This is a genomic window from Microbacterium arborescens (assembly GCF_030369635.1).
Taxonomy (GTDB): domain Bacteria; phylum Actinomycetota; class Actinomycetes; order Actinomycetales; family Microbacteriaceae; genus Microbacterium.
In genome coordinates this window covers 1,643,613-1,669,947 of sequence record NZ_CP128474.1, presented here as the reverse complement: position 1 = coordinate 1,669,947, position 26,335 = coordinate 1,643,613, and the positions used below count along the sequence as shown (strand labels likewise).

Annotated in this window: 28 protein-coding genes and 1 tRNA gene; 12 read left to right on the top strand and 17 right to left on the bottom strand. The window is 68.2% G+C overall.

Features of this window, described 5'->3' with window-relative positions; genetic code table 11:
* Position 1: 1 nt before the first annotated feature.
* The gene (locus QUC20_RS07975) at positions 2 to 1,009 is read right to left on the bottom strand and encodes an Fpg/Nei family DNA glycosylase (protein ID WP_120262646.1); all 1,008 of its coding nucleotides are present in this window, start codon (positions 1,007 to 1,009) and stop codon (positions 2 to 4) included.
* The gene (locus QUC20_RS07970) at positions 1,009 to 1,554 is read right to left on the bottom strand and encodes a ribose-5-phosphate isomerase (protein WP_289331448.1); all 546 of its coding nucleotides are present in this window, start codon (positions 1,552 to 1,554) and stop codon (positions 1,009 to 1,011) included. Before QUC20_RS07970 ends, QUC20_RS07975 begins: the two co-directional genes overlap by 1 nt.
* 112 nt (positions 1,555 to 1,666) lie before the next feature.
* Between QUC20_RS07970 and pepN the strand changes: the two genes are divergently transcribed.
* The 7 genes from pepN to QUC20_RS07935 all read left to right on the top strand — a co-directional run bounded on the left by pepN (position 1,667) and on the right by QUC20_RS07935 (position 9,615).
* Complete coding sequence (gene pepN / locus QUC20_RS07965) at positions 1,667 to 4,213, top strand: aminopeptidase N (RefSeq protein ID WP_289331447.1); 2,547 nt, start codon at positions 1,667 to 1,669, stop codon at positions 4,211 to 4,213.
* A 109-nt stretch (positions 4,214 to 4,322) separates the two neighbouring features.
* The gene (locus tag QUC20_RS07960; protein ID WP_289331446.1) at positions 4,323 to 5,237 is read left to right on the top strand and encodes an ABC transporter ATP-binding protein; all 915 of its coding nucleotides are present in this window, start codon (positions 4,323 to 4,325) and stop codon (positions 5,235 to 5,237) included.
* Positions 5,234 to 6,043, top strand: coding sequence for an ABC transporter permease (locus QUC20_RS07955; RefSeq protein WP_120262650.1), 810 nt, complete (start codon positions 5,234 to 5,236; stop codon positions 6,041 to 6,043). The genes QUC20_RS07960 and QUC20_RS07955 overlap by 4 nt, the downstream gene beginning before the upstream one ends.
* A 10-nt stretch (positions 6,044 to 6,053) precedes the next feature.
* Positions 6,054 to 7,313, top strand: a complete 1,260-nt coding sequence (locus tag QUC20_RS07950) for a sensor histidine kinase (protein ID WP_259455170.1) — start codon at positions 6,054 to 6,056, stop codon at positions 7,311 to 7,313.
* Positions 7,303 to 7,977, top strand: coding sequence for a response regulator transcription factor (locus QUC20_RS07945; protein WP_183045262.1), 675 nt, complete (start codon positions 7,303 to 7,305; stop codon positions 7,975 to 7,977). Before QUC20_RS07950 ends, QUC20_RS07945 begins: the two co-directional genes overlap by 11 nt.
* A 46-nt stretch (positions 7,978 to 8,023) precedes the next feature.
* Positions 8,024 to 9,148, top strand: a complete 1,125-nt coding sequence (locus QUC20_RS07940) for a mechanosensitive ion channel family protein (protein ID WP_434543661.1) — start codon at positions 8,024 to 8,026, stop codon at positions 9,146 to 9,148.
* Complete coding sequence (locus QUC20_RS07935; RefSeq protein ID WP_289331445.1) at positions 9,145 to 9,615, top strand: globin; 471 nt, start codon at positions 9,145 to 9,147, stop codon at positions 9,613 to 9,615. The genes QUC20_RS07940 and QUC20_RS07935 overlap by 4 nt, the downstream gene beginning before the upstream one ends.
* Before the next feature lies 1 nt (position 9,616).
* On the opposite strand, the gene QUC20_RS07930 is transcribed toward QUC20_RS07935, so the two are convergent.
* The gene (locus QUC20_RS07930) at positions 9,617 to 10,291 is read right to left on the bottom strand and encodes a DUF8185 domain-containing protein (protein WP_289331444.1); all 675 of its coding nucleotides are present in this window, start codon (positions 10,289 to 10,291) and stop codon (positions 9,617 to 9,619) included.
* 20 nt (positions 10,292 to 10,311) lie between these two features.
* Here QUC20_RS07930 and QUC20_RS07925 point away from each other — a divergent pair, with 20 nt between their 5' ends.
* Positions 10,312 to 11,259, top strand: a complete 948-nt coding sequence (locus QUC20_RS07925) for an acyl-CoA thioesterase (protein ID WP_183045263.1) — start codon at positions 10,312 to 10,314, stop codon at positions 11,257 to 11,259.
* Here QUC20_RS07925 and QUC20_RS07920 read toward each other — a convergent pair.
* From QUC20_RS07920 to msrA, 5 genes are all read right to left on the bottom strand, one after another.
* The gene (locus QUC20_RS07920; protein ID WP_289331443.1) at positions 11,237 to 11,764 is read right to left on the bottom strand and encodes an acyl-CoA thioesterase; all 528 of its coding nucleotides are present in this window, start codon (positions 11,762 to 11,764) and stop codon (positions 11,237 to 11,239) included. The two genes, QUC20_RS07925 and QUC20_RS07920, sit on opposite strands and share 23 nt — an antisense overlap.
* Positions 11,757 to 13,436 (bottom strand): energy-dependent translational throttle protein EttA, encoded by a 1,680-nt coding sequence (gene ettA, locus QUC20_RS07915; RefSeq protein ID WP_120262655.1) that lies wholly within the window; start codon positions 13,434 to 13,436, stop codon positions 11,757 to 11,759. Before ettA ends, QUC20_RS07920 begins: the two co-directional genes overlap by 8 nt.
* 56 nt (positions 13,437 to 13,492) lie before the next feature.
* Positions 13,493 to 13,987, bottom strand: a complete 495-nt coding sequence (locus QUC20_RS07910; protein ID WP_289331442.1) for a DUF6993 domain-containing protein — start codon at positions 13,985 to 13,987, stop codon at positions 13,493 to 13,495.
* A 37-nt stretch (positions 13,988 to 14,024) separates the two neighbouring features.
* Positions 14,025 to 14,519 carry a single-stranded DNA-binding protein gene (locus QUC20_RS07905; protein ID WP_289331441.1) on the bottom strand — a complete coding sequence of 165 codons (495 nt, stop codon included), beginning with the start codon at positions 14,517 to 14,519 and terminating at the stop codon, positions 14,025 to 14,027.
* A gap of 154 nt (positions 14,520 to 14,673) precedes the next feature.
* Positions 14,674 to 15,201, bottom strand: a complete 528-nt coding sequence (msrA, locus tag QUC20_RS07900; protein ID WP_120262657.1) for a peptide-methionine (S)-S-oxide reductase MsrA — start codon at positions 15,199 to 15,201, stop codon at positions 14,674 to 14,676.
* A gap of 114 nt (positions 15,202 to 15,315) precedes the next feature.
* Between msrA and QUC20_RS07895 the strand changes: the two genes are divergently transcribed.
* Positions 15,316 to 15,576, top strand: a complete 261-nt coding sequence (locus QUC20_RS07895) for a hypothetical protein (protein ID WP_120262658.1) — start codon at positions 15,316 to 15,318, stop codon at positions 15,574 to 15,576.
* A gap of 27 nt (positions 15,577 to 15,603) precedes the next feature.
* On the opposite strand, the gene yczR is transcribed toward QUC20_RS07895, so the two are convergent.
* Positions 15,604 to 17,013 carry a MocR-like transcription factor YczR gene (yczR, locus tag QUC20_RS07890; RefSeq protein ID WP_120262659.1) on the bottom strand — a complete coding sequence of 470 codons (1,410 nt, stop codon included), beginning with the start codon at positions 17,011 to 17,013 and terminating at the stop codon, positions 15,604 to 15,606.
* A 61-nt stretch (positions 17,014 to 17,074) separates the two neighbouring features.
* Between yczR and yczE the strand changes: the two genes are divergently transcribed.
* The gene (gene yczE / locus QUC20_RS07885) at positions 17,075 to 17,737 is read left to right on the top strand and encodes a membrane protein YczE (RefSeq protein WP_120262660.1); all 663 of its coding nucleotides are present in this window, start codon (positions 17,075 to 17,077) and stop codon (positions 17,735 to 17,737) included.
* Here the strand turns inward: yczE and QUC20_RS07880 are convergent.
* Entirely contained in the window at positions 17,718 to 17,867 is a 150-nt protein-coding gene (locus QUC20_RS07880) for a hypothetical protein (RefSeq protein ID WP_289331440.1), read from the bottom strand. The genes yczE and QUC20_RS07880 overlap by 20 nt on opposite strands.
* Before the next feature lie 174 nt (positions 17,868 to 18,041).
* Between QUC20_RS07880 and QUC20_RS07875 the strand changes: the two genes are divergently transcribed.
* Positions 18,042 to 18,114, top strand: a tRNA-Arg gene (locus tag QUC20_RS07875).
* A gap of 13 nt (positions 18,115 to 18,127) precedes the next feature.
* Here QUC20_RS07875 and QUC20_RS07870 read toward each other — a convergent pair.
* From QUC20_RS07870 to QUC20_RS07840, 7 genes are read right to left on the bottom strand one after another with little or no spacing between them, the layout of a single operon-like run.
* Entirely contained in the window at positions 18,128 to 18,832 is a 705-nt protein-coding gene (locus QUC20_RS07870; protein ID WP_289331439.1) for a hypothetical protein, read from the bottom strand.
* Positions 18,833 to 18,864: 32 nt separating this feature from the next.
* Complete coding sequence (locus QUC20_RS07865; protein WP_289331438.1) at positions 18,865 to 20,532, bottom strand: ABC transporter substrate-binding protein; 1,668 nt, start codon at positions 20,530 to 20,532, stop codon at positions 18,865 to 18,867.
* 44 nt (positions 20,533 to 20,576) lie between these two features.
* Complete coding sequence (locus QUC20_RS07860) at positions 20,577 to 21,503, bottom strand: carbohydrate ABC transporter permease (protein ID WP_259455174.1); 927 nt, start codon at positions 21,501 to 21,503, stop codon at positions 20,577 to 20,579.
* Positions 21,500 to 22,528 carry an ABC transporter permease gene (locus QUC20_RS07855; RefSeq protein WP_289331437.1) on the bottom strand — a complete coding sequence of 343 codons (1,029 nt, stop codon included), beginning with the start codon at positions 22,526 to 22,528 and terminating at the stop codon, positions 21,500 to 21,502. The genes QUC20_RS07860 and QUC20_RS07855 overlap by 4 nt, the downstream gene beginning before the upstream one ends.
* 42 nt (positions 22,529 to 22,570) lie before the next feature.
* On the bottom strand, positions 22,571 to 23,659 hold the full coding sequence (locus QUC20_RS07850; RefSeq protein ID WP_120262666.1) for a Gfo/Idh/MocA family protein: 1,089 nt from the start codon (positions 23,657 to 23,659) through the stop codon (positions 22,571 to 22,573).
* Positions 23,656 to 24,384: a cupin domain-containing protein gene (locus QUC20_RS07845; protein ID WP_289331436.1), complete on the bottom strand. Its 729-nt coding sequence runs from the start codon at positions 24,382 to 24,384 to the stop codon at positions 23,656 to 23,658. Before QUC20_RS07845 ends, QUC20_RS07850 begins: the two co-directional genes overlap by 4 nt.
* On the bottom strand, positions 24,381 to 25,511 hold the full coding sequence (locus QUC20_RS07840) for a Gfo/Idh/MocA family protein (RefSeq protein ID WP_289331435.1): 1,131 nt from the start codon (positions 25,509 to 25,511) through the stop codon (positions 24,381 to 24,383). The genes QUC20_RS07845 and QUC20_RS07840 overlap by 4 nt, the downstream gene beginning before the upstream one ends.
* A 193-nt stretch (positions 25,512 to 25,704) precedes the next feature.
* Here QUC20_RS07840 and orn point away from each other — a divergent pair, with 193 nt between their 5' ends.
* Positions 25,705 to 26,328, top strand: coding sequence for an oligoribonuclease (orn, locus tag QUC20_RS07835; protein ID WP_120262668.1), 624 nt, complete (start codon positions 25,705 to 25,707; stop codon positions 26,326 to 26,328).
* Positions 26,329 to 26,335 lie beyond the last annotated feature (7 nt).

Below are 26,335 nucleotides of genomic sequence, written 5' to 3'. Positions count from 1 at the left end.
TTCACCTCTGACAGTTCGGGCACCAATACAGCTTGCGCGATGCCATCTCCTCGAGAACGATCGCGGTGCCGCAGACACGGCAGGGCAGACCCGCACGGTGATAGACCCAGTGCCGATCGTCGCGGTGAGCCATGGCCCGGCGCCACGCCTCCGGGTCGAGATCGTCCATCGTCATCATCTGGCCCGTCTCGACACCGATCGCGAGCAGCCGGGCCCAGTCGCGCCACAGGTGCCTGACGGTCTCCTCAGGGACGTCACGACCCGGGGTGTGCGGGTTCAGGCGTGCACGGAAGAGCATCTCGGCACGGTAGACGTTCCCGATGCCGCTGACCACGCTCTGGTCCATGAGGAGCAGTCCGATGGGTGTCGGCTTGCGACGGACCGTCGCGGTGAACCGCTCCTCGCCGTCCTCGACATCGTCGACCAGAGGATCGGGGCCGAGCTTGGCGATCGTCGCCTGGACCTCCTCGGGCGTCTGCAGCTGGCAGGCGGTCGGCCCGCGCAGGTCCGCGCAGGTCTCTTCGGTGAGCAGACGCAACCGCACCTGTCCGACGACCGGAGGCGGCCAGTCGTCGTCTCCGGTCGCGCCCTCACCGCCGAGCCCCGTGGTCTGCTCGCTCATGCGCACCCGGCCTCGGGCCAGGCGGGGCGCGCCGATCGAGCTGAGCGAGTTCTCTCCGGCGCTGTCGTAAACCGGCGCGAGCACGGTGCCGCGCTGGTTGGTGTGTCCCATGCGACCGTTGGCCGACGCGATGGTCGGATCGACGACGATCTGGCCGGCGAAGTCCCACGCGCCGTACATCCCGAGGTGCACACGCAGCCAGACGTCGTCCTCGAAGGCGAGGAACATCTGTTTTCCCACCGCGCGCGCCTCGAGCGCCTCGCGGCCATCGAGCACTGCGGCACCCTCGACGAACCGCCCCTGCGGGCTCGAAGCAGCCACGACGTGCCCCACGATGTTGCGCTCGAACTGGCGGGCGATCCGGTGGACGGAGTGGCCCTCGGGCATCAGCCTGCTTCCGGATCGAACGAGTCGGAGGCGGGAAGCGGCGACGTGGCGCCGTCCGCGCCCGCCCGCGGATCGGGGAGCAGGCTGCCGTCGGCCTCGTAAGCGGCGAGCTGCGCGATGCGGCGTGCATGGCGCTCCTCTCCGCTGAACGGTGTGGCGATGAAACGGTCGATGAAGGTCACCGCTTCGTCGAACGTGTGCTGGCGGGCGCCGATGGCGATCACGTTGGCGTCGTTGTGCTCGCGCGCGAGCTCGGCGGTCGGGATGTTCCACACGAGTGCTGCGCGCACCCCGTGCACCTTGTTCGCCGCCATCTGCTCGCCGTTGCCCGACCCGCCGAAGACCACTCCGAGGGCCTCGACCCCGGCCTGCTGGTCCCGCACCACGGCTTTCGCCGCTCGGATGCAGAACGCCGGGTAGTCGTCGAGCGGGTCGTACTCGATCGGGCCGTGGTCGACGACGTCGTGACCGGCCTCGGCGAGATGGTGCTGGAGCTGAGTGGAGAACTCGAGACCGGCGTGGTCGGTCGCGATATGGATGCGCATGGCACCATCCTATGAATGTGCGAGCCCCGAAAGCGTAGGCTGGCACGGTTGCCGTCGGCGCCAGCAGCGCGCGGCCCTGAATCCTCACCCCGACCCTGGGAGCAGAACGCACGTGCCTGGAGAGAACCTCACCCGCATCGAGGCGCAGGAGCGCCGCGCGATCGTCGACACGCAGAGCTACGACATCGCCCTCGATCTGACCGTCGGCGCGGAGACCTTCCGGTCGCGCACCGTCATCCGCTTCGCCGCCACCGAAGGCGCGTCCACCTTCGTGGATCTCATCGCGCGCGAGGTCCGGGAGATCACCCTCAACGGTCGCGCGGTCGACCTCGCGTCCTTCCGCGACTCGCGCATCGCGCTCGACGACCTCGCCGCACAGAACGAGCTCATCGTCGACGCGGACTGCCTCTACACCAACACCGGTGAGGGCCTGCACCGCTTCGTCGACCCCGTCGACGGCGAGGTGTACCTGTACTCGCAGTTCGAGGTCCCCGACTCGCGTCGCGTGTTCGCCGTGTTCGAGCAGCCCGACCTGAAGGCGGAGTTCCGCTTCACGATCACCGCTCCCGCGGAATGGAAGGTCGTCTCCAACTCCCCCACGCCCGAGCCGGTGCCCGGCGACGGCGGAACGGCGACCTGGGCGTTCGAGCCCACCCCCCGTATCTCGTCGTACATCACGGCGCTCGTCGCAGGTCCGTACGAGCAGGTCTTCTCCGAACTGACCAGCGCAGACGGACGGGTGATCCCGCTCGGCGTCTATGCGCGCAAGAGCCTGTGGCAGTACCTCGACGCCGACTACGTGTTCGAGAAGACCCGTCAGGGCTTCGCCTACTTCGAGGAGAAGTTCGGCGTCCCCTACCCGTTCGCGAAGTACGACCAGCTCTTCGTGCCCGAGTTCAACGCCGGAGCCATGGAGAACGCCGGCGCCGTCACGTTCACTGAGACGTACGTCTTCCGCTCCAAGGTCACCGACGCCGTCAAGGAACGTCGCGTCGTGACGATCCTGCACGAGCTCGCGCACATGTGGTTCGGCGACCTGGTCACCATGAAGTGGTGGAACGACCTGTGGCTCAACGAGTCGTTCGCGGAGTGGGCGTCCACCATCGCCACGGCCGAGGCCACCGAATGGACCGAGGCCTGGACGACCTTCAATGCGATGGAGAAGACCTGGGCCTATCGTCAGGACCAGCTTCCCTCGACGCATCCCGTCGTCGCCCGCATCAACGACCTCGAGGACGTTCAGGTCAACTTCGACGGCATCACGTATGCCAAGGGTGGATCCGTCCTCAAGCAGCTGGCGGCCTGGGTAGGCGTGGAAGCGTTCTTCTCCGGGGTGTCGGCATACTTCCAGAAGCACGCGTGGGGAAACACCGAGCTGTCGGACCTTCTCGTCGAACTCGAGGCCACGAGCGGCCGCGAGCTCGAGTCCTGGTCGAAGAAGTGGCTCGAGACGGCGGGCGTGAACACGCTCGAGCCCGAGATCGCCACGGATTCCGACGGCATCATCACCCGCTTCGCCATCGTCCAGACGGCACCCGCGGACTATCCCACGATCCGTCCGCACCGCCTCGGGGTCGGGTTCTACTCGCTCACGGACGGCGCCCTCGTCCGCACCCACCACGTCGAGCTCGATGTCGACGGCGACCTGACCGAAGTCCCCGAGCTCCAGGGCCGCGCGCAGCCCGACCTGGTCCTGTTGAACGACCAAGACCTCGCCTACGCCAAGATCCGTCTCGACGAGCGCTCGCTCCGCACGGCCGTCGAGCACCTCGCGAAGATCAGCGACCCACTCGCGCGGTCGCTGGTGTGGGGGGCCGCGTGGGATCAGACCCGTGATGCGGAGGCCTCGGCAACCGACTACATCGACCTCGTGCTGCGCAACATCGGTACCGAGACCGAGTCCACCACCGTGCGGACCACCCTCGGCCAGCTGCAGCTCGCGGCGAACTCGTACATCGACCCGCAGAACCGGGATGCCGCCCGGGCCCGAGTCGCCGACGGGCTGTGGGCCCTCGCGCAGCAGGCCGAGGCCGGAAGTGACAGCCAGCTCCAGTTCGTGACCGCATTCGCGTCATCGGCGTCGACCCCCGGCCACGCCGATGTCGTCCGCGCGCTGCGATCGGGCGACACCGTCCTCCCGGGACTGGAGATCGACGCCGACCTGTCGTGGGCGCTCCTCGTCTCGCTCGCGGCGTCGGGCGCCGTCTCGGCCGCCGACATCGATGCCGCGCTCGCCGCCGACAACACCGCCAAGGGCGGAGAGTTCGCCGCGCAGGCTCGGGCAGCTCTCCCCTCAGTCGAGGCGAAGAAGGCGGCGTGGGCGTCGCTCATCGAGAACGACGATCTGCCCAACACCGTGGTCCGCTCCGCCGCCGCCGGATTCACCCACCCGGCGGGTGTGGCCCATCTCGCAGGGTTCGTCGACGAGTACTTCGCGATGCTGTCGCCCGTCTGGGAGTCGCGCACCTACCAGATCGCGCAGTATCTGATCGTGGGCCTGTACCCCGCGGCGCTCGCCAACACCGAGCTGCGCGACGCGACCCGCGCCTGGCTCTCGCAGAACCCCGAGGCTCCCGCCGCTCTGCGTCGACTCGTGGCCGAGAACCTCGCCGGCGTCGAGCGCGCGCTCGCCGTGCAGGAGCGCGACGCGCAGGGCTGAGGTCATCCGCAATGCCGATGGGCGTCGTACTCCGGTACGACGCCCATCGGCATGTGACGGCACTGGCGACGGACGACAGGCCGCGACGGCCCTCGATAGCGTGGGGCGCATGATCGTTGCAGATGGCCTCACGAAGAGGTACGGAGACAAGACCGCCGTCGATGGGGTGAGCTTCACCGTGCAGTCCGGCAAGGTGACCGGCTTCCTCGGCCCGAACGGTGCCGGCAAGTCCACCACGATGCGGATGATCGTCGGGCTCGACCGGCCGACGTCAGGCCGGGTCACGATCGACGGCCGCGACTACCGCTCGCTGCGCTCCCCGCTCACAGAGGTCGGCATCCTGCTCGACGCCAAGGCCGTGCACACCGGCCGAAGCGCGCGCAACCACCTGCGCGCCATGGCCGCGACTCACGGCATTCCCCGCTCGCGCGTGGACGAGGTGATCGAGATCACCGGCCTCGGTTCGGTGGCGGGCAAGCGCGCCGGCAAGTTCTCCCTGGGTATGGGCCAGCGTCTGGGCATCGCCGCGGCGCTGCTCGGAGATCCGCAGACGCTGATCCTCGACGAGCCCGTCAACGGCCTCGATCCCGAGGGCGTGCGCTGGGTGCGCCAGTTCGTCCGCGGGCAGGCAGCTCAGGGGCGCACCGTCCTGCTGTCGAGCCACCTGATGAGCGAGATGGCGCTCACCGCCGATCACGTCATCGTGCTCGGACGCGGACGTGTCCTGGCCGACGCCGGCATCGACGAGCTCGTCCGCTCGTGGACGAGCAACACCGTCGTCGTTCGGACGCCCCGCGCCGACGAGCTCACCCGGCTCATCGCGGGCCCCGATGTCGCCGTCACGACGGGTGAGCCCGGTCTGCTGCAGGTCGCAGGACTCAGCGCCGCTGCGATCGGCGACGCCGCCGCAGCGCACGGCATCCCGCTTCATGAGCTGACACCGCGCGCCGGCTCGCTCGAAGACGCCTATCTCGCTCTGACCGAGGGATCGGTCGAGTACCAGACCAAGGGAGCCGTGCGATGACCACCACCGCTGTGCACACCGCGGCGCCCGCGCGCCCCACGCAGCCCGACGCTCGTCTGTCCTTCGGCCGCCTCGTCCGCAGCGAGGCCATCAAGCTGCTGACGCTGCGCTCCACCTGGTGGTCGCTGGCCGTCACCGCGGTCCTGGCGATCGGGATCTCGCTCCTCATGGCATGGGCCTCCCAGGAGTTCAGCGGCGACTTCAATCCGGTGGGTGCGATCGTCGCACCGATGCAGTTCACGATGCTCGTCGCCGGCATACTCGGCGCCATGGCCATCACCGGCGAGTACTCCACCGGAATGATCCGCTCGACACTGACCGCTGAACCGCGCCGCGGGGCCGTGCTCGTGGCGAAGGGCGTCGTCGTCGCTCTCCTCCTCGCCGCGACGACCGTCGTCACCACGATCGTGTCGGTCGTCGCCTCTGCGCCGATCTTCGGCGAGCGAGCCATCGACTGGTCGGATGCCGAGACATCCGTGATCCCGCTCGCTCTGGGCGTCCTCGCGATGGCGACCTTCGCGCTGCTGGGTCTCGGCTGGGGATTCATCATCCGCAGCGGTGCCGGCGCGATCGCCGCGACGGTGGGCATCCTCTTCGTCCTGCCCATCGTGCTGAGCATGTTCTCCTTCGCGGGCGAGTCCTGGGCGTGGATCGTCGATCTCACCCAGTACCTGCCCTCGAGCGCGGCCCAGACCGTCACGACACCCGGCAGCGATGAGTTCGTGACGGGCCTCATCACCCTCCTCGCCTGGCCGGCTGCGACGCTGCTCGGCGGGTGGGCGATTCTCCGCTCGACCGACGCGTAGGGTACGAGGAGTGTCTCCCGGAAGCCGCAGCCCGTCATCGCATGATGACGAGCTGCGGCTTCCGCGTCCCCCGGGGGTGCTGCGGCAGTTCTGGGCACGGCATCCCGTCTTCGCCGACATCCTCACCGCGCTGATCTGCCTCGCGTTCTCGCTCGTCCCCGCGACGAGTTACGAGGATCGCATCGACGAAGCGGTCGGTCTCGGCCAGCGGTGGCCCGCGACCGGACCGTTCGTCATGGTGATCATCGTGCTGGGCTGCGCGTCACTCCTGGTGCGCAGACGCTACCCGACGGTCGTGTTCGTGGGAGCGGTCATCGTCTCGTTGGCCTACCTCCTCGCGCCTCTGCCGACGGGCGGCCCGATGCTCGGGATCGCGGCCTATACCCTCGCCGTCCACCGGAGCGTCCGTGCCTGCCTCATCGGTGTCGGTGCGGCCCTCGGCGTGATGGCCTCGGTGGTCGCGGTACTCGCGTTCACCGGGGGCATCAGCCCCGCGATCGCCTGGAACTCCCTGGTCAGCGAGGCGCTCGCTGCGCTGATCGGCTCGCTCATCGGCGCCAACGTCGGCAACCGTCACCGCTACGTCGCGGCGCTGATCGACCGGTCGCGCCAGCTCGTCGTCGAGCGCGACCAGCAGACCCGGCTCGCCGCGGCCGCCGAGCGCGATCGCATCGCACGCGAACTCCACGACATCGTCGCCCATTCGCTCACCGTGATGGTCGCCCTCGCCGAGGGGGTCGCTGCGTCCAACGACATCGATCGGGCTCGTCCCGGCGCCACCGCGATCGCGTCCACGGGCCGTGAAGCGCTGCGTGACATGCGTGCCACGCTCGGCATCCTGCGGGAGGACGACATCGCGCCGCTCGCTCCCCTGGCCCGCGACACGACCGTCGCGACGGTCGATTCCGCGCGTGCCGCCGGCTTCGACGCGACGCTGACCGTCTCGGGCGACAGGCCGCAGCTCAGCAGCGCGGTGCAGCTGGCCATCTCGCGGATCGTCCAGGAAGGCGTCACCAACGCCATGCGCCACGCGCGCCATGCGGAACGCATCGACGTGCGAGTCGCGTACCGTCCGGACGCTGTAGAGGTCGACATCGTCGACGACGGCGAGCCGGTGGTACCCACACTGTCGCCGTCGGGATACGGGCTGCGCGGACTCCGCGAGCGCGTCATCCTTGCGGGTGGGTCTGTGACCGCGGGGGCGGGTCCCGGCCGAGGATGGCGCGTGCACGCCCGCATCCCGCTCGAACAGGAGAACCATGACCGTTGACCAGGCCTCCCCCATCCGCGTGCTGATCGTCGACGACCAACAGCTCATCCGCCTGGGGTTCCGCATGGTGCTCGACGCTGCCGAGGGCATCGAGGTCGTCGGCGAGGCGGATGACGGCGCGGCGGCGCTCCGCTCCGTCGCCTCGTCGTCTCCCGATGTCGTGCTCATGGACGTGCGTATGCCCGGCGTCGACGGCATCGAGGCCACCGCACGCATCCGAGCGGAGTATCCGGGCGTCGCGGTGCTGGTGCTGACGACCTTCGACCTCGACGAGTACGCGTTCGGCGCGCTCCGCGCCGGCGCCGGAGGCTTCCTGCTGAAGGATGCGCGACGGGACGAGCTCGTCGCCGCGGTGCGTGCGGTCGCCGCGGGCGAAGCGACCCTGGCTCCGCGGATCACGCGGCGGATGATCGAGCTGGTCACCGCGACAGGACTCCCGGCGCCCCAGCCGGTCGCCCCGAGCTCGCTCACCGCCCGCGAGGCGGACGTCCTGGCCGCGATGGCGCGAGGGCTGACGAATCTCGAGATCGCGGCCGAGCTGTTCCTCAGCGAGTCGACGGTGAAGACCCATGTCGGTCGTATCCTGACCAAGCTCCCCGCACGAGACCGCGTGCACGCCGTGCTCATCGCCCATGGGCTCGCCGATCCCGGCGTCGACTCCTGACCATGCTCTCGGGAGAGTCAAGGGACGCATCGTTAGGATCGGAGCGATGACCACCGTGACCACTCCGCTGCCCATGGCCTGGGAGTTCCCCGCTGAGGATTTCTGGAAGTTCCTGTCCGAAGCGGGCTGGAACATCGTCGCCGTCGCCGGAATCGTGCTGGGCGCGTTCGCGCTGTCGTGGGTGATGCGCCGACTCATCGGGCGCATCGTCGACCGCATCGTACGCGGCGCGAAGACGCGCGCCGAGGCCGAAGACACGCGCGCGATCGACATGTCGCCGCTGGCTCAGGTGCGCATCGTGCAGCGCACGCGGACGCTCGGCTCGATCCTGACCAACATCGTCAACGTCACCATCGTCATCGTCGCGCTGCTCATGGTCGTCGGGGTCCTCAGCCCCGGCATTCTCGGTTCGTTCACGCTGTTGTCGGCTGCCATCGGCGCGGGCCTGGGTTTCGGCGCCCAGAACATCGTCAAAGACGTGCTGAACGGCATGTTCATCGTCGCCGAGGACCAGATCGGCATCGGCGATGTCGTCGACCTCGGACTCGCGACCGGCATCGTCGAGTACGTCAGCGTGCGTGTCACGCATGTTCGCGACGTCAACGGCACGCTGTGGTTCGTTCGTAACGGCGAAATCACCCGCATCGGCAACATGTCGCAGGGCTGGTCGCGGGTGATCATCGATCTCGCGGTGCCTGCCGACACTGATGTCGAGGTCGTCGAGAAGACGGTGATCGACGCGGCGAAGGACCTCGCACGCGAGCCGAAGTGGCGGAGCCGGATCATCGAGAAGCCCGAGCTCTGGGGGCTGGAGTCAATCACCGGCGACGCTCTTGTGATCCGCGTGGTCGTGAAGACGCGTCCCAACGCGAAGGACGACGTCGCGCGAGCGTTGCGCGTACGGCTGAAGCATGCGGTGGATGAGCTCGGGGTCAAGCTGCCGCAGCTCAACTCCACCGTCCTCACCGGCTTCGAGGGTGCCCAGAGCATCCGGGGGGCGAATCCGCCGCGGACCAAGCCCCACCCCGTGACCCCGCCGCCGGTGAAGGGGCGCCCGCAGTGGCGGCCGAAGCGCAACAAGGGCGGCGGCGCGGGATCGGATGCCGCTGCCTCGCCCGAGTCGCACCCCGGCGACGGCGATTCATCCGATCAGCAGAAGGGCAACCCGTGAGCGACCAGGTCAGCTTCTACGACGAGGTCGGCGGACACGGCACGTTCGTGCGCCTCGTCGATGTCTTCTATCGGGAGGTGGCCGCCGACGACGTCTTGCGGCCGATGTACCCCGAGGCAGACCTTGCTCCCGCGGCCCACCGGCTGACGACTTTCCTCGAGCAGTACTGGGGCGGTCCGAGCACCTACGGCGAGGAGCGCGGTCACCCCCGGCTGCGTATGCGTCATCGCCCGTTCCACGTCGATCCCGACGCGCGAGACCGGTGGCTGCGCCACATGCGAACGGCGCTCGACGAGCTCGCGCTACCGCCGTTGCACGAGGCGACGCTCTGGGACTACCTCGAACGCGCAGCGTATGCGATGGTCAACACGTTCGAGCCTGCCGGGATCGCTTCGCAGCGCCCGGACGGCCGGGCGACGATCGATCTGAATCCCGCACCCGCCGACGACACGTCGACGCCCAGCTGACTCACCGTCCGGGGCCGGTCGCCCGCACGGGGGTCAGCCCCATCGCGACGGGGCCGCGGGTGAGCACGTGCCCGCGCGCGAAGGACACGCGCGTCCAGACGTCGGTGCGACGGATCGTCGGCTTCTCGGCGCCCGCGATGAACCCCAGTCCGACAGCCGCGAAGGCCACACCCAGGGGCAGACCCGCCAGATCGCCGTCCGGCGCACCCCACACCGACGAGCGGACGAGGTGGACGACGTCGTCACCGGCCCCCGTGGGCAGCTGACGCGCGACGGCGGCGATACCCCACTGAGCGCGGAGCGAAACGCGGGCGGAGTCGAGCGTCCCGTCTTCCCGCCAACCGGTGCGCGGCGGCGAAACACCGGACCACACGGCCGTGACCGCGCTGTCCGGGAGCCGGACGGCGCGATCGTCGTCGGCGTCGGGGGCGAGGGCAGCGGCGTCGACCGTGAGGTCGCACTCGAGCTCGGGATCGACCCGCGCCGTCCGCAGAGCGAGGACGAACGGGGTGGGGTCGGTGAGCGAACGCGGAGACAGCGGAGCACACGAGAGCGCGAGGACGCCGGCGCCGGCCTGCAGCCTGACGACGCCGTCGCCGTGCCGGGCGGCGCGGCCGGCGAACGTCAGGACGTCGCGCGCGACCTCGGAATGCGGGAAGAAGAGGCGCTCGGACATCCGTCCTAGACTACCGAGCGATGTCCGCACACAGCTCAGCTCCCGCACCCGACCACTCCGCCGAAGAGACGGATCCCGTCGCCGCCATGCTCAGCGTGCTCGACCTCTCGTCGAGCGAGGCGCGGACGACAGAGGACATCTTCACCGGCAGATCGCAGGTCATGCCGCAGGGACGCGTCTTCGGAGGGCAGGTGCTCGCCCAGGCGACGATGGCTGCGATGCGCACCGTGCCGGACGAACGTGTGCCCCATTCGATGCACGGGTACTTCCTGCGCCCGGGCGACTCGGCGCGCAACATCACCTTCTCCGTGGACCGCATCCACGACGGGCGCTCGTTCTCGACACGGCGAACGCAGGCGTTCCAGAACGGGATGCCGATCTTCTCGATGATCGCGTCGTTCGAGGACGAGGACCCCGGCGTCGAGCACGCGGAACCGATGCCCGACGGAATGCCGCAGCCCGAAGACCTCCCCGCACTCGAAGAGCAGTTGAGCGGCATGCACCCGCTGAGCCGGCGGATCTTCTCTGCGAGCCCCATCGAGCTGCGCCACGTCACCGCTCCGATCTACCTGGACCCGGACCCCACGAAGACGCCCCGGCAGGCGGTCTGGGCCCGCACCCGCTCAGCCCTGCCCGACGATCCCACCGTGCACCGCGCGGCGCTCGCGTTCCTCAGCGACCTCACCATCCAGGAGCCGGTGCTGCGCGCACACGGGCTCGCGTGGGCGACGCCGGGCCTGAAGGTCGCGAGCCTCGACCACGCGATGTGGTGGCACCGCTCGGCGCGCGTGGACGACTGGCTCCTCTACGTCCAGGAGTCGCCCAGCGCGCGTGGCGGGCGAGGCCTGTCGACGGGACGCATCTACGACCGCGCGGGAACACTCATCGCGAGCGTCGCGCAGGAGATCATGGTGCGGGTCCCCGGCACGGAGATCTCGGGGACGATCAGCGACGGTGAGCGTAGGTGATGGGCTCTCCGACGATAGGGGCCCACGCCGTTCGCATCTGATCGGTCAGGCGTACGGGCCGGCCCGTCTCGGTCGACACCATCACCACCACCGCGGTGGACCGGGCGTAGCACGTCTGCACCTCATCGTCACGGGGACTGTAGACCTCGTAGCAGACGTCGATGCTCGACCCCCCGATGCGACCGATCCAGAGTTGGACGTCGAGTGGGCGCTGACCGTAGGGAACGGGCGCGAGGTACTCGATCTCCTGCCGCGCGATCAGCGTCATGGTCTCAGCTGACAGGCTCAGGGCATCGAGGATCGCGGTCGATGGCCCCGAGAGACCGACTTCCGGCTTCCAGAACGCACGCAGGCGCGCCTCTTCGAGGAGCTTGAGCATCGAGGTGTTGTTGACGTGTCCGAGCGCGTCGAGGTCTCCCCAGCGCAGATGGATCGGGATACGGACGCGCGTGGCCCCGGCGGTCGTCACCACCGAGGCCACCGAGTGCGACTCGTGATCAGTCACGCGTGAGCTTGCGGTAGGTCGACTTCGCGGGGTTCGCCGCATCCGCACCGAGCCGCTCGATCTTGTTCGCCTCGTACGCCTCGAAGTTGCCCTCGAACCAGTACCACTGCGCCGGGTTCTCCTCGGTGCCCTCGTACGCGAGGATGTGCGTCGCGATGCGGTCGAGGAACCACCGGTCGTGGGTGATGACGACGGCACAGCCGGGGAACTCGAGAAGGGCGTTCTCGAGCGAGCTGAGCGTTTCGACATCGAGGTCGTTGGTCGGCTCGTCGAGGAGCAGCAGGTTTCCGCCCTCCTTCAGGGTCAGCGCGAGGTTCAGACGGTTGCGCTCACCACCGGAGAGCACCCCCGCCTTCTTCTGCTGGTCGGGTCCCTTGAAACCGAACTTCGACACGTACGCGCGCGAGGGGATCTCGGTCTTGCCCACCGTGATGATGTCCAACCCGTCCGAGACGACCTCCCACAGCGTCTTCTCGGGGTCGATGTTGCCGCGCGACTGGTCGACGTAGCTGATCTTGACGGTCTCGCCGATCTTCAGCTCACCACCGTCCAGCGGCTCCAGGCCCACGATCGTCTTGAAGAGCGTGGTCTTTCCGACACCGTTGGGTCCGATGACACCGACGATCCCGTTCGGCGGAAGGTTGAAGCTGAGTCCGTCGATGAGCACGCGGTCACCGAACGCCTTGTGCAGCTTCTTCGCGTCGATCACGACGCTGCCCAGGCGCGGGCCGGCGGGGATCTGGATCTCCTCGAAGTCGAGTTTGCGCGTGCGCTCGGCCTCGGCGGCCATCTCCTCGTAGCGAGCCAGTCGCGCCTTCGACTTGGTCTGACGGCCCTTCGCCGAGCTGCGGACCCACTCGAGCTCTTCCTTCAGACGTTTCGCGAGCTTGGCGTCCTTCTTACCCTGGACGTCGAGGCGCTCGGCCTTCTTCTGGAGGTAGGTCGAGTAATTGCCCTCGTAGCTGAGGAGCCGGCCACGGTCGACCTCGGCGATCCACTCCGCGACGTTGTCGAGGAAGTACCGGTCGTGCGTGATGGCGATGACGGCGCCCTTGTAGGCCTGCAGGTGCTGCTCGAGCCAGAGCACGCTCTCGGCGTCGAGGTGGTTGGTCGGCTCGTCGAGCAGAAGCAGGTCGGGCTTCTGGAGGAGCAGTCGCGCGAGTGCGACGCGGCGGCGTTCTCCACCCGAGAGCGGAGCCACCGATGCGTCGGCCGGCGGAGTGCGCAGCGCTTCCATTGCCTGGTTCAGTTGCGAATCGAGGTCCCAGCCGTCGGCGGCGTCGATCTCCTCCTGCAGGGTGCCCATCTCGGCGAGCAGCGCGTCGAAGTCGGCGTCGGGGTCGGCCATGAGCGCGGAGATCTCATTGAACCGGTCGAGCTTGGCCTTGATGGCGACGCCCGACTCGATGTTCTCGAGCACGGTCTTCGTGTCGTCGAGCTCGGGCTCCTGCATGAGGATGCCCACGGTGAAGCCGGGCGTGAGCTTCGCCTCGCCGTTCGACGGCTGGTCGAGACCCGCCATGATCTTCAGGATCGTGGACTTACCGGCGCCGTTCGGGCCGACCATACCGATCTTTGCGCCGGGGAGGAATGCCATCGTGACGTCGTCGAGGATGAGCTTCTCGCCGACCGCCTTGCGGGCGCGGACCATGGAGTAGATGTATTCGGCCATAACGTCTCGAGTCTAGTCGGCGGGGCCGTCGGGTTCCGCCGCGCGGGCCCCGCGGTTCACCAGTCGATGGGGCGCGTGTTCCCGATCAGGCAGCCACCGCTCGGAAGCTCCGGGACCACCATGGCCGTGGGCGCGGGGGTCGAGGGGCCGACTTGTCCGACGAGACACTCTCCCGCCCACAGGACGGAGAACTGCAGACTGTCGACCGGGTCGTCGACAGAGGTCCGGTCGGCCGTCACCTGCATCGTGGATTTGTCGAAGCCCGCCGCCACGAGCGCGTCGACATAAGCGCGACCCGCGACGCTGTCGGGCGAGGCCGCCACCTGATTCATGACCTCGGTGAAGAGCGGGAGGTTGTCGCTCGCCGTGCTCTCGGGCGAGAGGGGCGCGGGCTCCTCCGACGTGGTCGACTGAGGGGTGGGAGCAGCCGATGTGGCGGGAGGCGCCGGCTCGGGGACGAACATCGAGCACCCCGATAGCGACACGACGACGACGAGAGCGCCGGCCGCCCCCACCAACGAGCGGGCGAGGGGCGAACGAAGCAGACGCATGCCTGGATTCTAGACGGAGCTCCGTCACCCGACCCTGTCAGAAGGGCGTCTGGCCGCCGCCGTCCGTCTCCGGAACGAGCGCGACGGCCCAGTCACCGTCGACGCTGGAGGGACCCGGCGGGACGGCCGGGCCCGTGTCCACGGCGCCGGAGCGGTCGGGGGCGTCTGCATCCGGGCGCGGGGTGCGCTGGAATGTGGCCGTACCCCATTTGAGGTCATGTCCGATCGCATCGGCGTCGATCTCGATCTCGATGCCGCGCTTGTCGCCGGCCTCCCACTCTTTCAGCCGCAGTCGTCCGTCGACGATGACCCGCTGCCCTTTCCGAAGGGACGCGAAGGCGTTCTCGCCGAGCGCACGGAACACACTGATCCGGTACCAGTTCGTCGTCCCGTCGACCCATTCGCCGGACTGCGCGTCGCGATAGCGCTGGCTGCTCGCAAGCCGGAAGCTCGTGACCGGGATGCCGCTGCCCGTGCGGCGCTGCTCGGGCTCGGTGGCGATGTTTCCGATGACGGTGATGCGGTCTGACATGTCTGCTCCTCAGCGGGGCACGGAAGGGGAACGCTCCGGCACCCGCGTGCCCGCCGAGTGCCGGAGCGCTCCTAGCTTGTGCTCCGCACGGTCGACGACGAGGGCGGTTCCGCACATCGGTGCAGAACCGCCCTCGTTACCCGCTGGGGAGGAGTCAGCTCCGGGCGTACTCCGCGAAACGGGCGCGCACCTTGTTGACCTTCGGCACCGCCACCGCGAGGCAGTATCCCTGTCCGGGGTTCTTCGCGAAGAAGTCCTGGTGGTAGTCCTCCGCGGGGTAGAAATCATCGGCGGGCTCCATCGTCGTCACCACGCCGCCGCCCCACATCTCGTCGGCGCGGTCGCGGGCGGCGGCGAACAGTTCGCGCTGCGCGTCATCCAGCGGGAACATCGCCGAACGATACTGGGTGCCGACGTCGGCTCCCTGCCGGTTGAGCTGTCGGGGGTCGTGCATCGTGAAGAAGGCGTCGAGGATCACGTCTGCGGGGATCACATCCGGGTCGAACGTCACCGATACAGCCTCGGCGTGGCCGGTCGTGCCCGTGCAGACCGCCTCGTAGCTGGGGTGCGGGACGTTGCCGCCGATGTAACCCGACACGACCTCGGAAACACCGTCGAGCGCGCGGTACGCGGCGTCGAGGCACCAGAAGCAGCCCCCGGCGAGGATGAAGGTGGTGGTCATGGAAAGCTCCGTTCTCCCGCTCACGCGAGGTCTCACCCTAGCCAACCATCACGCCCGCGCCGGTGTTCCCGCCGATGTCGGAGGCACTGCGTAGCCTCCGAGGAGGAGGCACACATGTCGACGATGCCGGCTCAGATCGATCAGACCCTGACAGTGACGGGGCGCCCGAGTGACAGGCTCGTGGCGCTCGGCACCGACCGCTGGCGGGTCGTCGCGGGCGACGGCCACGTGCGGGGGCTCGTCCGCCGCGTCCAGACGCCGCGCGGCGAGCGATTCCTCGCCCTCCGATTCCACGCGCCGTCCCGTTCCTTCCGATCGATCGGCGAGTTCTGGCGCATCGCAGAGGCGGCCGACACCCTCCGACTCTCACGATGACCCCTCGCGACCCGCGCCGAGCGCGCTTCACACGAGGGCGTCGAGGGGCGGCGGTCCCGCCGTCCGGGCGCCGCTCGTCACACGCGCCCACACTGAGGCCAAGACATCGACGGCTCGCTCGAGCTCGGCCGGCGATGCCGTGAACGGCATGCGCAGTCGGTTCTCGTGTCCCCCGTCGACGGCGAAGCGCTGACCGGAGCTGAGGTAGACGGACTCAGCACGCGCACCGAGGACAAGCGGTCCGCTGAGGGGCGCCGGGAGACCGACCCACAGAGCGACGCCACCGTCGACATCGGGAACATCCCAATCAGGCAGCTTGTCGCGCAGAGCCGCCCGCACGGCGCGGTAGCCGCTCGAGAGCAGCTCGGCGCGCTGCGGCAGTATCTCGGCCATCCGCGGAAGGAGACGTGCCGCCACTTCCTGCTCGAACTCCGCCGTACCGAGGTCACGCGCCGGACGCGCCGCGTGGAGCCGGCGGATGACCTCCGGCTGGGCGCGGACCCATCCGACGCGCAAGCCGCCCCACACGGTCTTTCCGAGCGAGCCGATCCGGACGACATCCTCCTCCTGCAATGCCAGGGGCGCTGGCGCACCGAACGCCAGTTCCGCCGTGGTCTCGTCCACGACGAGCGTGCAGCCGCGCTGGGCGACCTCGCGCAGCGCCTCCTGCTCGCGCCTCGTCATCGAGCGGCCCGTCGGGTTCTGCAGGGTGGGCATCAGATACGCGAGCGCCGGTCGGGTTCGTCGTGCTGCCTCGTCGAGGCGATCGAGATCCCACCCGTGGGTCGTGGTGACCGGCACCGCGACGAGGCGGGCCCCCGCGGCTCGCAGAGCCTCAGCGGCATGGGGGTAGGTGGGGGTCTCGACGAGCACGCGCTCACCCCGGGCCACGAGCACCTCCGACAAGAGATGGATGGCGCTCTGCGCGCCTGCGGTGACGAGGATCTGATCCCGCGACGTCGCGATGCCGCGCTGGGTGTAGCGGTCCGCGATCGCGTCGCGCAGACGGTTCGACCCCAAGGTGTCGTAACCCGTTCGCGAGACGAGCCTTGCGGCATCCGATGCCGTCTCCGCGATGACCCCTGCGAGTCCTGGCCAAGCACTCGGGCTCGCCTGCTGCAGATCGATCGACCCTGGCTCTGCGAGTACCGTCCCTCCGCCGCGTGACGGCTGCGCGGTGGTCACACTGCCCGAACCCCGCAGGCTCTCGATATGCCCGGTCGCGCGCAGGCTGGCGTAAGCGCTCGCCACTGTCGTCCGGCTCAGCCCCAGCGTCTGTGCGAGAGCGCGCTCGGCCGGGAGCAGCGTGCGCGCAGCGATGCGATTGTCGAGGCACAGCAGTCGGATGCCGTCTGCAAGAGCCTCGTATGCCGGCTCGCGGGTGCGCCAGCCTCCGAGCGCGACTTCCAACGACCTGGCCGAGATCCGGGAGTGCATACGGCCACAGTACGTGAATTGGCCTCTTTCGCAATGGCCAATTCACCGGTGAAATGGCCGGGTGATCCTCCGCTTCTCACAGCTCATCGTCGGCCTCGTCCTGTTCGGCGTGGGCTGCGCCGTCATGGTCGACGCCGGGATCGGGCTCGACCCGTGGACGGTCTTCGCCGAAGGAGTGAGCAAGAACACCGGCATCGGCATCGGATGGGTGGTGAGCATTACGGGGTTCCTGGTGCTGTTGCTGTGGATCCCTCTGCGTCAACGGCCAGGCGTCGGCACCGTCGCCAACATCCTCGTGGTCGGCGCCGCGATGCAGTTCAGCCTTCCCCTGCTAGGCACGCCCGACCACTGGCTCGCTCGAGTCGTGATGTTCCTCGCAGGCACCGTCCTGGTCGGGGTCGCCTCGGGGATCTACATCGGCGCACGTCTCGGCCCGGGCCCCCGTGACGGACTCATGACCGGCATCCACCAGCGGTGGGGATGGCCCATCTGGGCGGGGCGACTCGGCGTCGAGGCGACCGTCCTCGTCACCGGGTGGCTGCTCGGTGGCACGGTCGGCCTCGGCACGGTTCTGTTCGCGGTCCTCATCGGCCCCATCGTGCACGTCAGCCTGCCGCTGTTCGACCGGCGTTCCCGCAGTCGCGTGGGTGGCGGCACGGGCCGGGCCGAGCCTGCCGCGGCGCCCGCCGCCCCGATGCCCGGCCTCAGTGCTCCCGGAACGTAGGCCACTCCGCTCCCGGCGTCATGTGCGCATGGAGGGCGCTCTTCGCGATCTCCATCGTGGGATACGAGCCGAGCTCGGCGTCTGCTCCCGCCATCGTCACGACGTACTCGTCGCCGCGATGGCGAATCATCCCCGCGACTCCCCCGGTTCCGTATGCCACCCATAGTGCTGTAGATCGCGTCTGCGCGTTCATCCTCGAACCCCTTCCGACACCGGCAGGCTACGCCGCCGGAACCCGCGGGGCCAGAGCCCGGCGCCTTCTGGCCGGACATGCCCGTCGCCGCGCGATACCGTAGAGACATCCGCCTCCGTAGCTCAGTGGATAGAGCAGCGGCCTTCTAATCCGTTGGTCACAGGTTCGAATCCTGTCGGGGGCACTCCGCGTGCGCGTCACGATGACCGCGTGTACCTCCGGGCCGTGTCGTCTCGCAACGGTCGCGCCATGAGCGCGAGCAGGCCCGCGAACGCCCAGAGTACGAGCAGCAGGACGGCTTCGCTCGAGACGATGACGAGGAACGCCGCGACGACGATGAGCGACAGCACGCCCAACGAGAACCGCCACTGCGACGCGAGCTGGACCACGGCGATACGAGCCGCATCACGCAGACGGAACTCGAAGCTGGCAGTGAGGACGACCATGTGGCCGCCCCAGATGAGGACGAGCGCACTCAGCACCGTGTAGAGCGGGCGCAGGGCCGCCCCGCCGTCGACGTCTCCGAGGTGGATCAGGTTGAAGGTCAGCAGTGCGAGCGCGAGCGCCGCCGGCGCCGCCCACCGAAGAGTGGGCACGAGGTCGCGGCGATATGAGCGCAAGAAATGTCGACTGGGCGACAGATCGGTGTGCGCGACCGTGGCCGCCGCCACCCCCGCGACGAGCGCGGGGGCGACGGGCAGCAACGCGAGCACGAACAACGGGAGGTTCGAGGGGTCGCGATCGAGCAACAGGATCGTGACGATGGACGGCAGCACGGCGATCAGCAGCTGCGCCTCCAGCACCATCTGTCGGTAGACGAACGCCGCGCCGCGTGACAACGGCCCCCGCCCGACCTCATCGGCCGGGTCGCGTCGACGATCCGTGGTGGCCTCGACATCCATTTCCTCGCTCCCTCCGTCCCGCGCCCTTCCGCTCAGTCCTGTTTCAGCGTTCGCTCGAGGGCTGTGTTGAAGGTGTCGATCAGCTGGCCCGACCCCAGTCCCTCGAGCTCGGCCACGTACGCGTCCCAGTCGTTCTCGATGGAGCGCTGGCCGGTGATGAACGATGCGGTCGCGGCGTGCACGGCGTCGGTGAGCTGCGTCTGCAGCAGCGAGGTCTGCTCGAGCTCGATCTCGTTGAGAAGCGGCGCGGGCGCCGTCGGGAGCTGCTCCTTCTTCTCGAGCTGCGCCGCCGTCCACGCGGCGATCTCGTCGGTCATCATCGAGAGCACCAGCTCTTGAGACGAGCCGTTCGCGAGCAGGAAGACACCGTTGCTGTAGCCGTAATCGGCGTTGAGCAGCTTCGGTGCGCCGGCGTTGATCGAGCTCCAGGCGATGTCGTCCATGAGCTTGCGCGTGCCGTCCGCCTCGCGTGTGAACGTCTCGCCCTCGACGCCCCACTGCGCGAACTCGAGGCCCTCGTCGGAGTAGTACAGCCAGTCGACGAACTGCAACAGCGCCTTGAAGTAGGGCTTCTCGGCGGCAGCGCTCGAGATGAGGATGCCCGATGTGAAGCGACCGCTCGGCAGCTTGTCCCCCGCCGGTCCGCCGGGGAGCGAGAGCAGCCGGATCGGAACGTCGCCCTGCCCCGAGTCAGCGAACTTCTGCCGGTACTCGGCGATTGTCTGCGTGTTTCCGGAGATCGCGGCCGATTTGCCGGCGATGAACTTCTGCACGGCCTGGTCGTCGCTCTGGGTGATCTCCGGGTCGAGGACGCCCGCCTCGACCAGAGCGGCCGCGTCGGAGACGACCTCCTTGTACCCGTCGGACGCGCCGGTGAACACGTACTCGCCGGCTTCCTGGTCGTACCACGTGTTCGCATAGCCCCAGCCGGCTGCCGTCGGATAGTTCGGCGCCATGATGCTCAGCAGCGAGCCGAGCGGCGTCGCGTCGGTCCAGCGGTCCGACATGGCGTAGTCGAGTTCGGGGTTGGCTGCGGCAACCTTCTCGAGTTGCTCGAGGTACTCGTCCCACGTGGCCGGGTCTTCGGAGATGCCGGCCTTCTCCCAGAGATCCTCGCGGATGGCAACGGAGTATTGAACGTCGGGAACTTCTCGCAGCCCCGGCAGATGGTAGATCTTCCCGTCCTCCTGCCGGCGATTCTGGAGGTCGTCTTCGAGACCCCAGTCGGCGATCTTCTGCTGGAAGTTCGGCATGTAGTCGAAGTAGTCGGATATCGGCAGGAGCGCCCCGCCGGAAACGAACTGCGTCTCGGACCCGGCGTAGGTCGACGAGATGATGTCGGTCGCCTCGCCGCTACCGATGAGCAGCGACTTCTTCTGGTCGAAGTCGGCCATGGGGATGTCCGTGCGCGAGAACGTGACATTCTGATCGTCCTCAAGATGCCGGAAGATCGACCAGTCGTCTTTCACCGGGTAGTTGGGGTGGTCACGGTACATCAGCGAGAACTCCACGGGCTCGGTCGCGGCGAAGGTGACCCCGGCCTCGAAGTCCTCCATGGCGCCGACGGACTGCGCATCCGCGATCGTGGCGCCGCCGTCGCCGGCAGCATCCTCGGCACCGGGTCCGGAGCAGGCCGAGAGCACGAGCGCGGCAGCCGCCAAGCCCGCGGCACCGGCAAAGGTGTGGCGAGTGATTCTCATTGTGTTTCTCCTCTGTGTGAACGCCGTCGTTCGACGTAGGGGATTCAGCCCTTGACCGACCCGAGCATCACGCCCGAGACGAAGTAGCGCTGGATGAAGGGGTACAGGCAGATGATGGGGAGCACCGTGAGGAGCATCGTGACGGCCTGGATGTTCGAGGCGACCTGCGCGGACTCGCCGCCGAGCGCTTCCTGTACCCCCGTCGCGGCAGCGATGAGGTTTCGGAGATAGACCGTCACGGGGAACAGCGACTTGTCGTCGAGGAACAGGAAGGCGTTGAACCACGAGTTCCAGATGCTGACCGCGTAGAACAGCGTCATCGTCGCGAGCACGGCCTTCGACAGCGGCAGCACGACCCGGAAGAAGATGCCATAGGTTGTGAGCCCGTCGATGGCTGCCGCCTCTTCGAGCTCCTCGGGGAAGTTCTCGAAGAACGACTTCATGACGAGCAGGTTGAACACGCTGAGCGCCCCGGGGACGACGACCGCCCAGATGCTGTTCCGCCACCCGAGATAGTTCGCGATCAGGATGTAGTTCGGGATGAGCCCGCCGCCGAAGAACATCGTGAAGACGGCGATGCCGACGAAGAAGGTCCGGCCCTTCAGATACGGCTTGCTGAGCGCGTACGCATATGTCGTCGTGATCGCCATCGCGATGATGGTCCCGACGATCGTGTAGAGGAACGTGTTCCCGTAGTTCGTCCAGAACGTGCCGTCGTTCATCACCACGCGGAAGGTGTCGATGTTGAATCCCCGCGGGATGAGGTTGACCTCGCCGGCGGCGATGTACCCCTCGGACGAGAACGCCTTGGCGACGAGGTTGATGAAGGGGTAGAGCGTGACGACGCAGACGAGGACGAGAGCGACGGCGTTCACGACACGGAAGGCGCGGTATCCCGGCGATTCCCGGATGACGCCGGTCTCCCGCCGCACGCGTGCGGCGTCGGGCTTGGGGGGCAGGGCTTCGGTCACCACAGCGAGGTACCAACCAATCGACGTGAGAGGGCGTTGGCGCCGAGCACGAGCACGAGGCCGATGATCGCCTCGAACAAGCCGATGGCCGTTCCGTACGAGAACTGGGCCGACTGGATGCCGACGCGATAGAGGTAGGTCGAGATGACGTCCGCCGTCGAGTAGATGAGCGGGTTCTGCAGCAGCAGGACCTTCTCGAATCCGACGGCCATGAAGGAGCCGATGTTGAGGATGAGGAGGACCATCATGGTCGGGCGGATTCCGGGCAGAGTGATGTGCCAGGTCTGCTGCCAGCGGTTCGCCCCGTCGATGCGGGAAGCCTCGTACAGCTGGTCGTCGATCGTGGTGAGCGCCGCGAGGTACAGGATCGTTCCCCAGCCGACGGTCTGCCACACCTCCGACGACACGTAGATGGAGCGGAACCACTCGGGCCGCTGCATGAACGGGACGGGGTCGCCCCCGATCGCCTCGACCACCTGGTTCACCGTGCCGTTCAGCGCGGTGAGCTGCAGCACGAGGCCCGCCACGATCACGACCGACATGAAGTGGGGCAGGTACGAGATCGTCTGCACGATCCGCTTGAAGCGTCGCGATCGCAGCTCGTTGAGCATGAGGGCGAGGATGATCGGCAACGGGAAGGTGATGAGCAAGGTGAGACCGCCGAGAACCACCGTGTTCCAGAACACCGTCCAGAACTGCTGGTTCGAGATGAACGCCTCGAAGTAGTAGAAGCCCACCCACTCGTCGCCGAATATCGAGCCGCCGGGGCGGAACCGCCGGAACGCGATCACGTTCCCGAGCATCGGGATGTACCTGAAGACGAGCAGGAAGACGACCGGCGCGAGCAGGAACGTGTACAGCCGCCAGTCCCGGGCGAGGGCGCGGCGCCAGGTCTGCTTGGCACGGGGCGTGCGATCTCGCCGGAACCGTCGCCGTTTCGCCGGCGCAGTCGTGATCGCGCGCGTCGCAGTGCCGGCGGGCGGGGCATCGCCGAGCCGCACGGGCGGGTGAACGGAGTGCGTCATAGGGAACTCCACATCGTCGTGGTTCTCGTGAGCGGGTTGCGTCTAGGGCGTGAGCACCGACGCATGCGAGGACGAGCCGACGAGCGTCGCACCCGCCTGCGCGTGCAGGCTCAGTTCTGCGGCCATCAGCGCGTGCGCCTGACTCATGGCGGTCTCGGTGCCGTCCAGGCAGTCGCGGATGAGCCGCCCGAAGTACGGGAAGCCCGTCATCCCGTTCGCATCGAAGCGCTGCTGCGTGTTCTGGTTGACGAGGAACAGCTGGCCACCGCCGTTGTCGGTGGTGATATCGATGTACTTGCGCAGCTCGATGTACCCGTCGGTGCCGAGCAGCAGCGTCCTGCCGTCTCCGAACACGCCCAGCCCGTCCGGTGTGAACCAGTCGACCCGGACGTAGCCCGTCGCCCCGTTGTCGAGGATCACGTGCGCGTCGCCGAAGTCCTGCAGGCCGGGCGTCTCAGGATGCGCGTAGTTCGCGATCGTCGACATCGACACGCGACCGCCCGCCGCGCGCGTGTAATGCAGGATCTGATCGAAGTTGTGGCTTCCGATGTCGCACAGGATGCCGCCGTACTGCGCTGGGTCGTAGAACCAGTCGGGTCGTCCGCTCCCGACGCGGTGCGGCCCGAAGCAGACGACTTGGAGCACCCGGCCGATCGCTCCGCGCTCGACGAGCTGGTCGGCGAGGATCGCCGCCTCCGAATGGACGCGCTCGCCGTAGTAGACGGCGTAGAGCAGCCCGGTCCGCGCGGTCGCCTCGCGCACGGCATCCAGCTGCGCGAACGTCGTGAGCGGGGCCTTGTCGACGAACGCGTGCTTGCCCGCTTCGATCGCGCGGAGTCCGATCGAAGCACGCTGCGAGGGGATGGCCGCCGTCGCGATCAAGCGCACCTCGGGATCGTCCAGCACCTCCTGCTCGCTCGACGCGACACGTGCCGTCGGGTACTGCTTCGCGAACGCGGCAGCACGAGCGGGGTCATCGTCGAACACCCAGGTCACGGTCGCACCGGCACCGACGAGCCCGTCGGTCATCCCGAAGATGTGCCCGTGGTCGAGGCCCACAGCCGCGAAGGCGAACTCGCCCGGCTCGACGACCGGACGCGGGAGGGCGTCGAAAGTGTATGAATGGCTCATCGGGGGTTCTCCTGGTCTGTGAGGTCGTAGGCGCGGATCCGTCCGCACATGCCGAATGCGCGATCGCCGGACGCCGTGGGAGCTTCATGGATTCGCGCATCGTGCAGGTGAGTCACGTCGCCACGCGCGACGGCGTCGGTGAGCGTCAGCGACTGCTCCGCCTGCGCGAGCGCGCGTTCGCGCACGAGTCGTCCCCAGGCGGCTGCGCGGTGCCGGACGATGGCCCCGGCCTGCCGGTAGAACTCCTCGAGAGGCGTCCGATCGCCGTCGATGACGGCGTCGCGGAGTGTCTCGAACCCCGACACGGCGAGATCACGCCGACGTGCGGCACGGGCGGCGCGCTCGTCGCCCTCGCCCAGTGACGCGGCGTCTGCGTAGGCGGCCGGGTCGCCGACGATCTCGGACGGAAACGTCATCACAGCGTCGCCCGCCTCGGGCAGGCCCGCATTGCTCATCAGCACCAGCACCTCGAGCCCGCCCTGGTTGACCGCCCGGTGGATCGTTCCGGGCGTGAACCAGACGACCGACCCGGTCTCCAGGACCGCCTCGCGGAATCCGTCGCTGTCGATGGTCTGCAGCGCTCCCCGCCCACCGACGACGAGGTACGCCTCGGTCGAGACGAGATGCATGTGCGGGCTGCCGCCGCGGATGCCGTCCGAAGCGGGGTCATTGTAGATGTCGAGGTGCGACAGCGAGGTGCCGCCGGGGAACGAGGACACGGTCACGATGCCGCCTCCGCGAGGGACTTCTGCTTCTCGAAGAAGTGCGGTGCCCGCTCGACCAGTCGACCGGCACGGTAGTAGGGGTCATCGGCCCCGATCGGCAGCTCCACGAACGCGCGTTCGATGCCCGCTTTGTAGATGGCGGTGACGACCTCGATCGCGTTGCGGCCGTCCCACCCGTCCGCAATCGGCGCGCGGCCGTCCCGGATCGCGCCGAGCAGATCGCCGATCTGCCCGGCGTGTCCGGAGTGAGCGAGGGGTTTCCGCGCGGACACGACGCTTTCGATGGCGGCCACCACGTCGGGGGCGCCGCCTTTCGCGGGGAACCCCCCGCTGTCTGTGCGCTCGGCGATCACCCGCCAGGGTTGGGATACCCGGGCCTTCTCCCCCTGGATGACGATCTCCTGCTCTTCGCCGTGATGCACCACGGAGCTGGTGAGCTGAGCGAGGCCGCGCTCGTATCGCAACACGGCGACCGAGAGGTCCTCCACCTCGCTGTTGTCGTGCTGCGCGTTCGCGAGCATCGCGGTGATCTCCGTCGGGCGACCCAGCAGCCACAGCAGCAGGTCGATGTGGTGGATCGCATGGTTGAGGGTGCAGCCGCCGCCCTCCTTCTCCCAGGTTCCGCGCCACCAGAGGTCGTAGTAGGGCAGCCCACGCCACCAAGCCGAGTCCACACGCACTGACGAGATCGATCCGAGCAGGCCGGACTGGACGACGGCTTTGAGCGTCGCGAGGTCGTCGCGGAACCGGTTCTGCGCCACCACCGAGAGCATCTTGCCCGAGCGTTCCTGAGCCGCGAGCATCGCGTCGCACTCCTCCAGAGACGGCGCCATCGGCTTCTCCACCAGCACGTTCACTCCCCCGTCCAGGGCCGCGATCGACAGTGCCGCGTGGGTCGAAGGGGGTGTCGCGATGCTGACGAGGTCCAGATCAGCCTCTGCGATCATCCGAAGGGGGTCGTCGTACCCGACGGCGTCGACGAGGCCGAACTCGGAGGCCTTCTGCGCGGCTTTCCCGGGCGAGACGTCGGCGAGTGCGACGATCTCGCATTCGCCGGGGAAGGCGAGGTACCCACCGATGTGCGCGCTGGCGATGCCGCCGGTGCCGATGATGCCGATCCTGAACATGCTTCCTCGCACTTCCTGAGCGTTGCGCTTCTACTACGTATTACTACGACGTAGTAGTCATGATGGACACAACGACGCGCGTGGTCAAGGATTTTCTCCGACGAATCGGAAAACGCCTTCCGGGTACCCGCGCCGGGCGCGAGCAGCCACGGGGCGGGCCGCCGTGTCGCAGCCGATCACTAGGATGGGCGACATGGTGGGAACAGCCGAGAACGACCGTCTCGTATGGATCGATTGCGAGATGACGGGGCTGGATCTCAGCGTCGACGAGCTCGTCGAGGTCGCCGTCATCGTCACGGACTACGAGCTCCGACCGCTCGACCCGGGTTTCCAGCTCGTCATCCGTCCGAGCGAGGCCGCACGGGCGAACATGGGCGACTTCGTCACCGCGATGCACGAGACCTCGGGGCTGCTGTCCGAACTCGACTCGGGCGTGGCGCTCGCTGATGCCGAGACCGCCGTGCTCGAGTACATCCAGCGCTTCGTTCCCGAGGGGAAGGCCGCGCTGGCGGGCAACACCATCGGCACCGACCGTATGTTCCTCGCGAAGTACATGCCGCGTGTCGACTCCTGGCTGCACTACCGCAACGTCGACGTCTCGAGCATCAAAGAACTCTCGCGACGCTGGTTCCCTCGCGCCTACTTCCAGGCGCCGGCCAAGGACGGCGGACACCGGGCGCTGGCCGACATCCGAGAGTCGATCCGTGAACTCGCTTACTACCGCTCCGCCGTGTTCGTGGCCGAGCCCGGACCCACCAGCGACGAGGCCCGGGCAGCCGCTGAGGCAGCCGTGTCGTCGTACGCTCCATCCGTGTAATACAATC

Excerpts from the sequence above, each read along its gene's own strand:
- QUC20_RS07970 (WP_289331448.1), bottom strand. The coding sequence starts at position 1,554 with ATGCGCATCCATATCGCGACCGACCACGCCGGTCTCGAGTTCTCCACT.
- QUC20_RS07865 (WP_289331438.1), bottom strand. The coding sequence starts at position 20,532 with ATGAGAATCACTCGCCACACCTTTGCCGGTGCCGCGGGCTTGGCGGCT.
- QUC20_RS07870 (WP_289331439.1), bottom strand. The coding sequence starts at position 18,832 with ATGGATGTCGAGGCCACCACGGATCGTCGACGCGACCCGGCCGATGAG.
- QUC20_RS07930 (WP_289331444.1), bottom strand. The coding sequence starts at position 10,291 with ATGTCCGAGCGCCTCTTCTTCCCGCATTCCGAGGTCGCGCGCGACGTC.
- yczR (WP_120262659.1), bottom strand. The coding sequence starts at position 17,013 with ATGCACTCCCGGATCTCGGCCAGGTCGTTGGAAGTCGCGCTCGGAGGC.
- msrA (WP_120262657.1), bottom strand. The coding sequence starts at position 15,201 with ATGACCACCACCTTCATCCTCGCCGGGGGCTGCTTCTGGTGCCTCGAC.
- QUC20_RS07880 (WP_289331440.1), bottom strand. The coding sequence starts at position 17,867 with ATGATTCGCCATCGCGGCGACGAGTACGTCGTGACGATGGCGGGAGCA.
- QUC20_RS07940 (WP_434543661.1), top strand. The coding sequence starts at position 8,024 with ATGACCACCGTGACCACTCCGCTGCCCATGGCCTGGGAGTTCCCCGCT.
- ettA (WP_120262655.1), bottom strand. The coding sequence starts at position 13,436 with ATGGCCGAATACATCTACTCCATGGTCCGCGCCCGCAAGGCGGTCGGC.
- QUC20_RS07955 (WP_120262650.1), top strand. The coding sequence starts at position 5,234 with ATGACCACCACCGCTGTGCACACCGCGGCGCCCGCGCGCCCCACGCAG.
- QUC20_RS07905 (WP_289331441.1), bottom strand. The coding sequence starts at position 14,519 with ATGTCAGACCGCATCACCGTCATCGGAAACATCGCCACCGAGCCCGAG.
- QUC20_RS07850 (WP_120262666.1), bottom strand. The coding sequence starts at position 23,659 with ATGAGCCATTCATACACTTTCGACGCCCTCCCGCGTCCGGTCGTCGAG.
- QUC20_RS07855 (WP_289331437.1), bottom strand. The coding sequence starts at position 22,528 with ATGACGCACTCCGTTCACCCGCCCGTGCGGCTCGGCGATGCCCCGCCC.
- QUC20_RS07910 (WP_289331442.1), bottom strand. The coding sequence starts at position 13,987 with ATGCGTCTGCTTCGTTCGCCCCTCGCCCGCTCGTTGGTGGGGGCGGCC.
- QUC20_RS07895 (WP_120262658.1), top strand. The coding sequence starts at position 15,316 with ATGTCGACGATGCCGGCTCAGATCGATCAGACCCTGACAGTGACGGGG.
- QUC20_RS07840 (WP_289331435.1), bottom strand. The coding sequence starts at position 25,511 with ATGTTCAGGATCGGCATCATCGGCACCGGCGGCATCGCCAGCGCGCAC.
- QUC20_RS07945 (WP_183045262.1), top strand. The coding sequence starts at position 7,303 with ATGACCGTTGACCAGGCCTCCCCCATCCGCGTGCTGATCGTCGACGAC.
- QUC20_RS07975 (WP_120262646.1), bottom strand. The coding sequence starts at position 1,009 with ATGCCCGAGGGCCACTCCGTCCACCGGATCGCCCGCCAGTTCGAGCGC.
- QUC20_RS07960 (WP_289331446.1), top strand. The coding sequence starts at position 4,323 with ATGATCGTTGCAGATGGCCTCACGAAGAGGTACGGAGACAAGACCGCC.
- orn (WP_120262668.1), top strand. The coding sequence starts at position 25,705 with ATGGTGGGAACAGCCGAGAACGACCGTCTCGTATGGATCGATTGCGAG.
- QUC20_RS07925 (WP_183045263.1), top strand. The coding sequence starts at position 10,312 with ATGTCCGCACACAGCTCAGCTCCCGCACCCGACCACTCCGCCGAAGAG.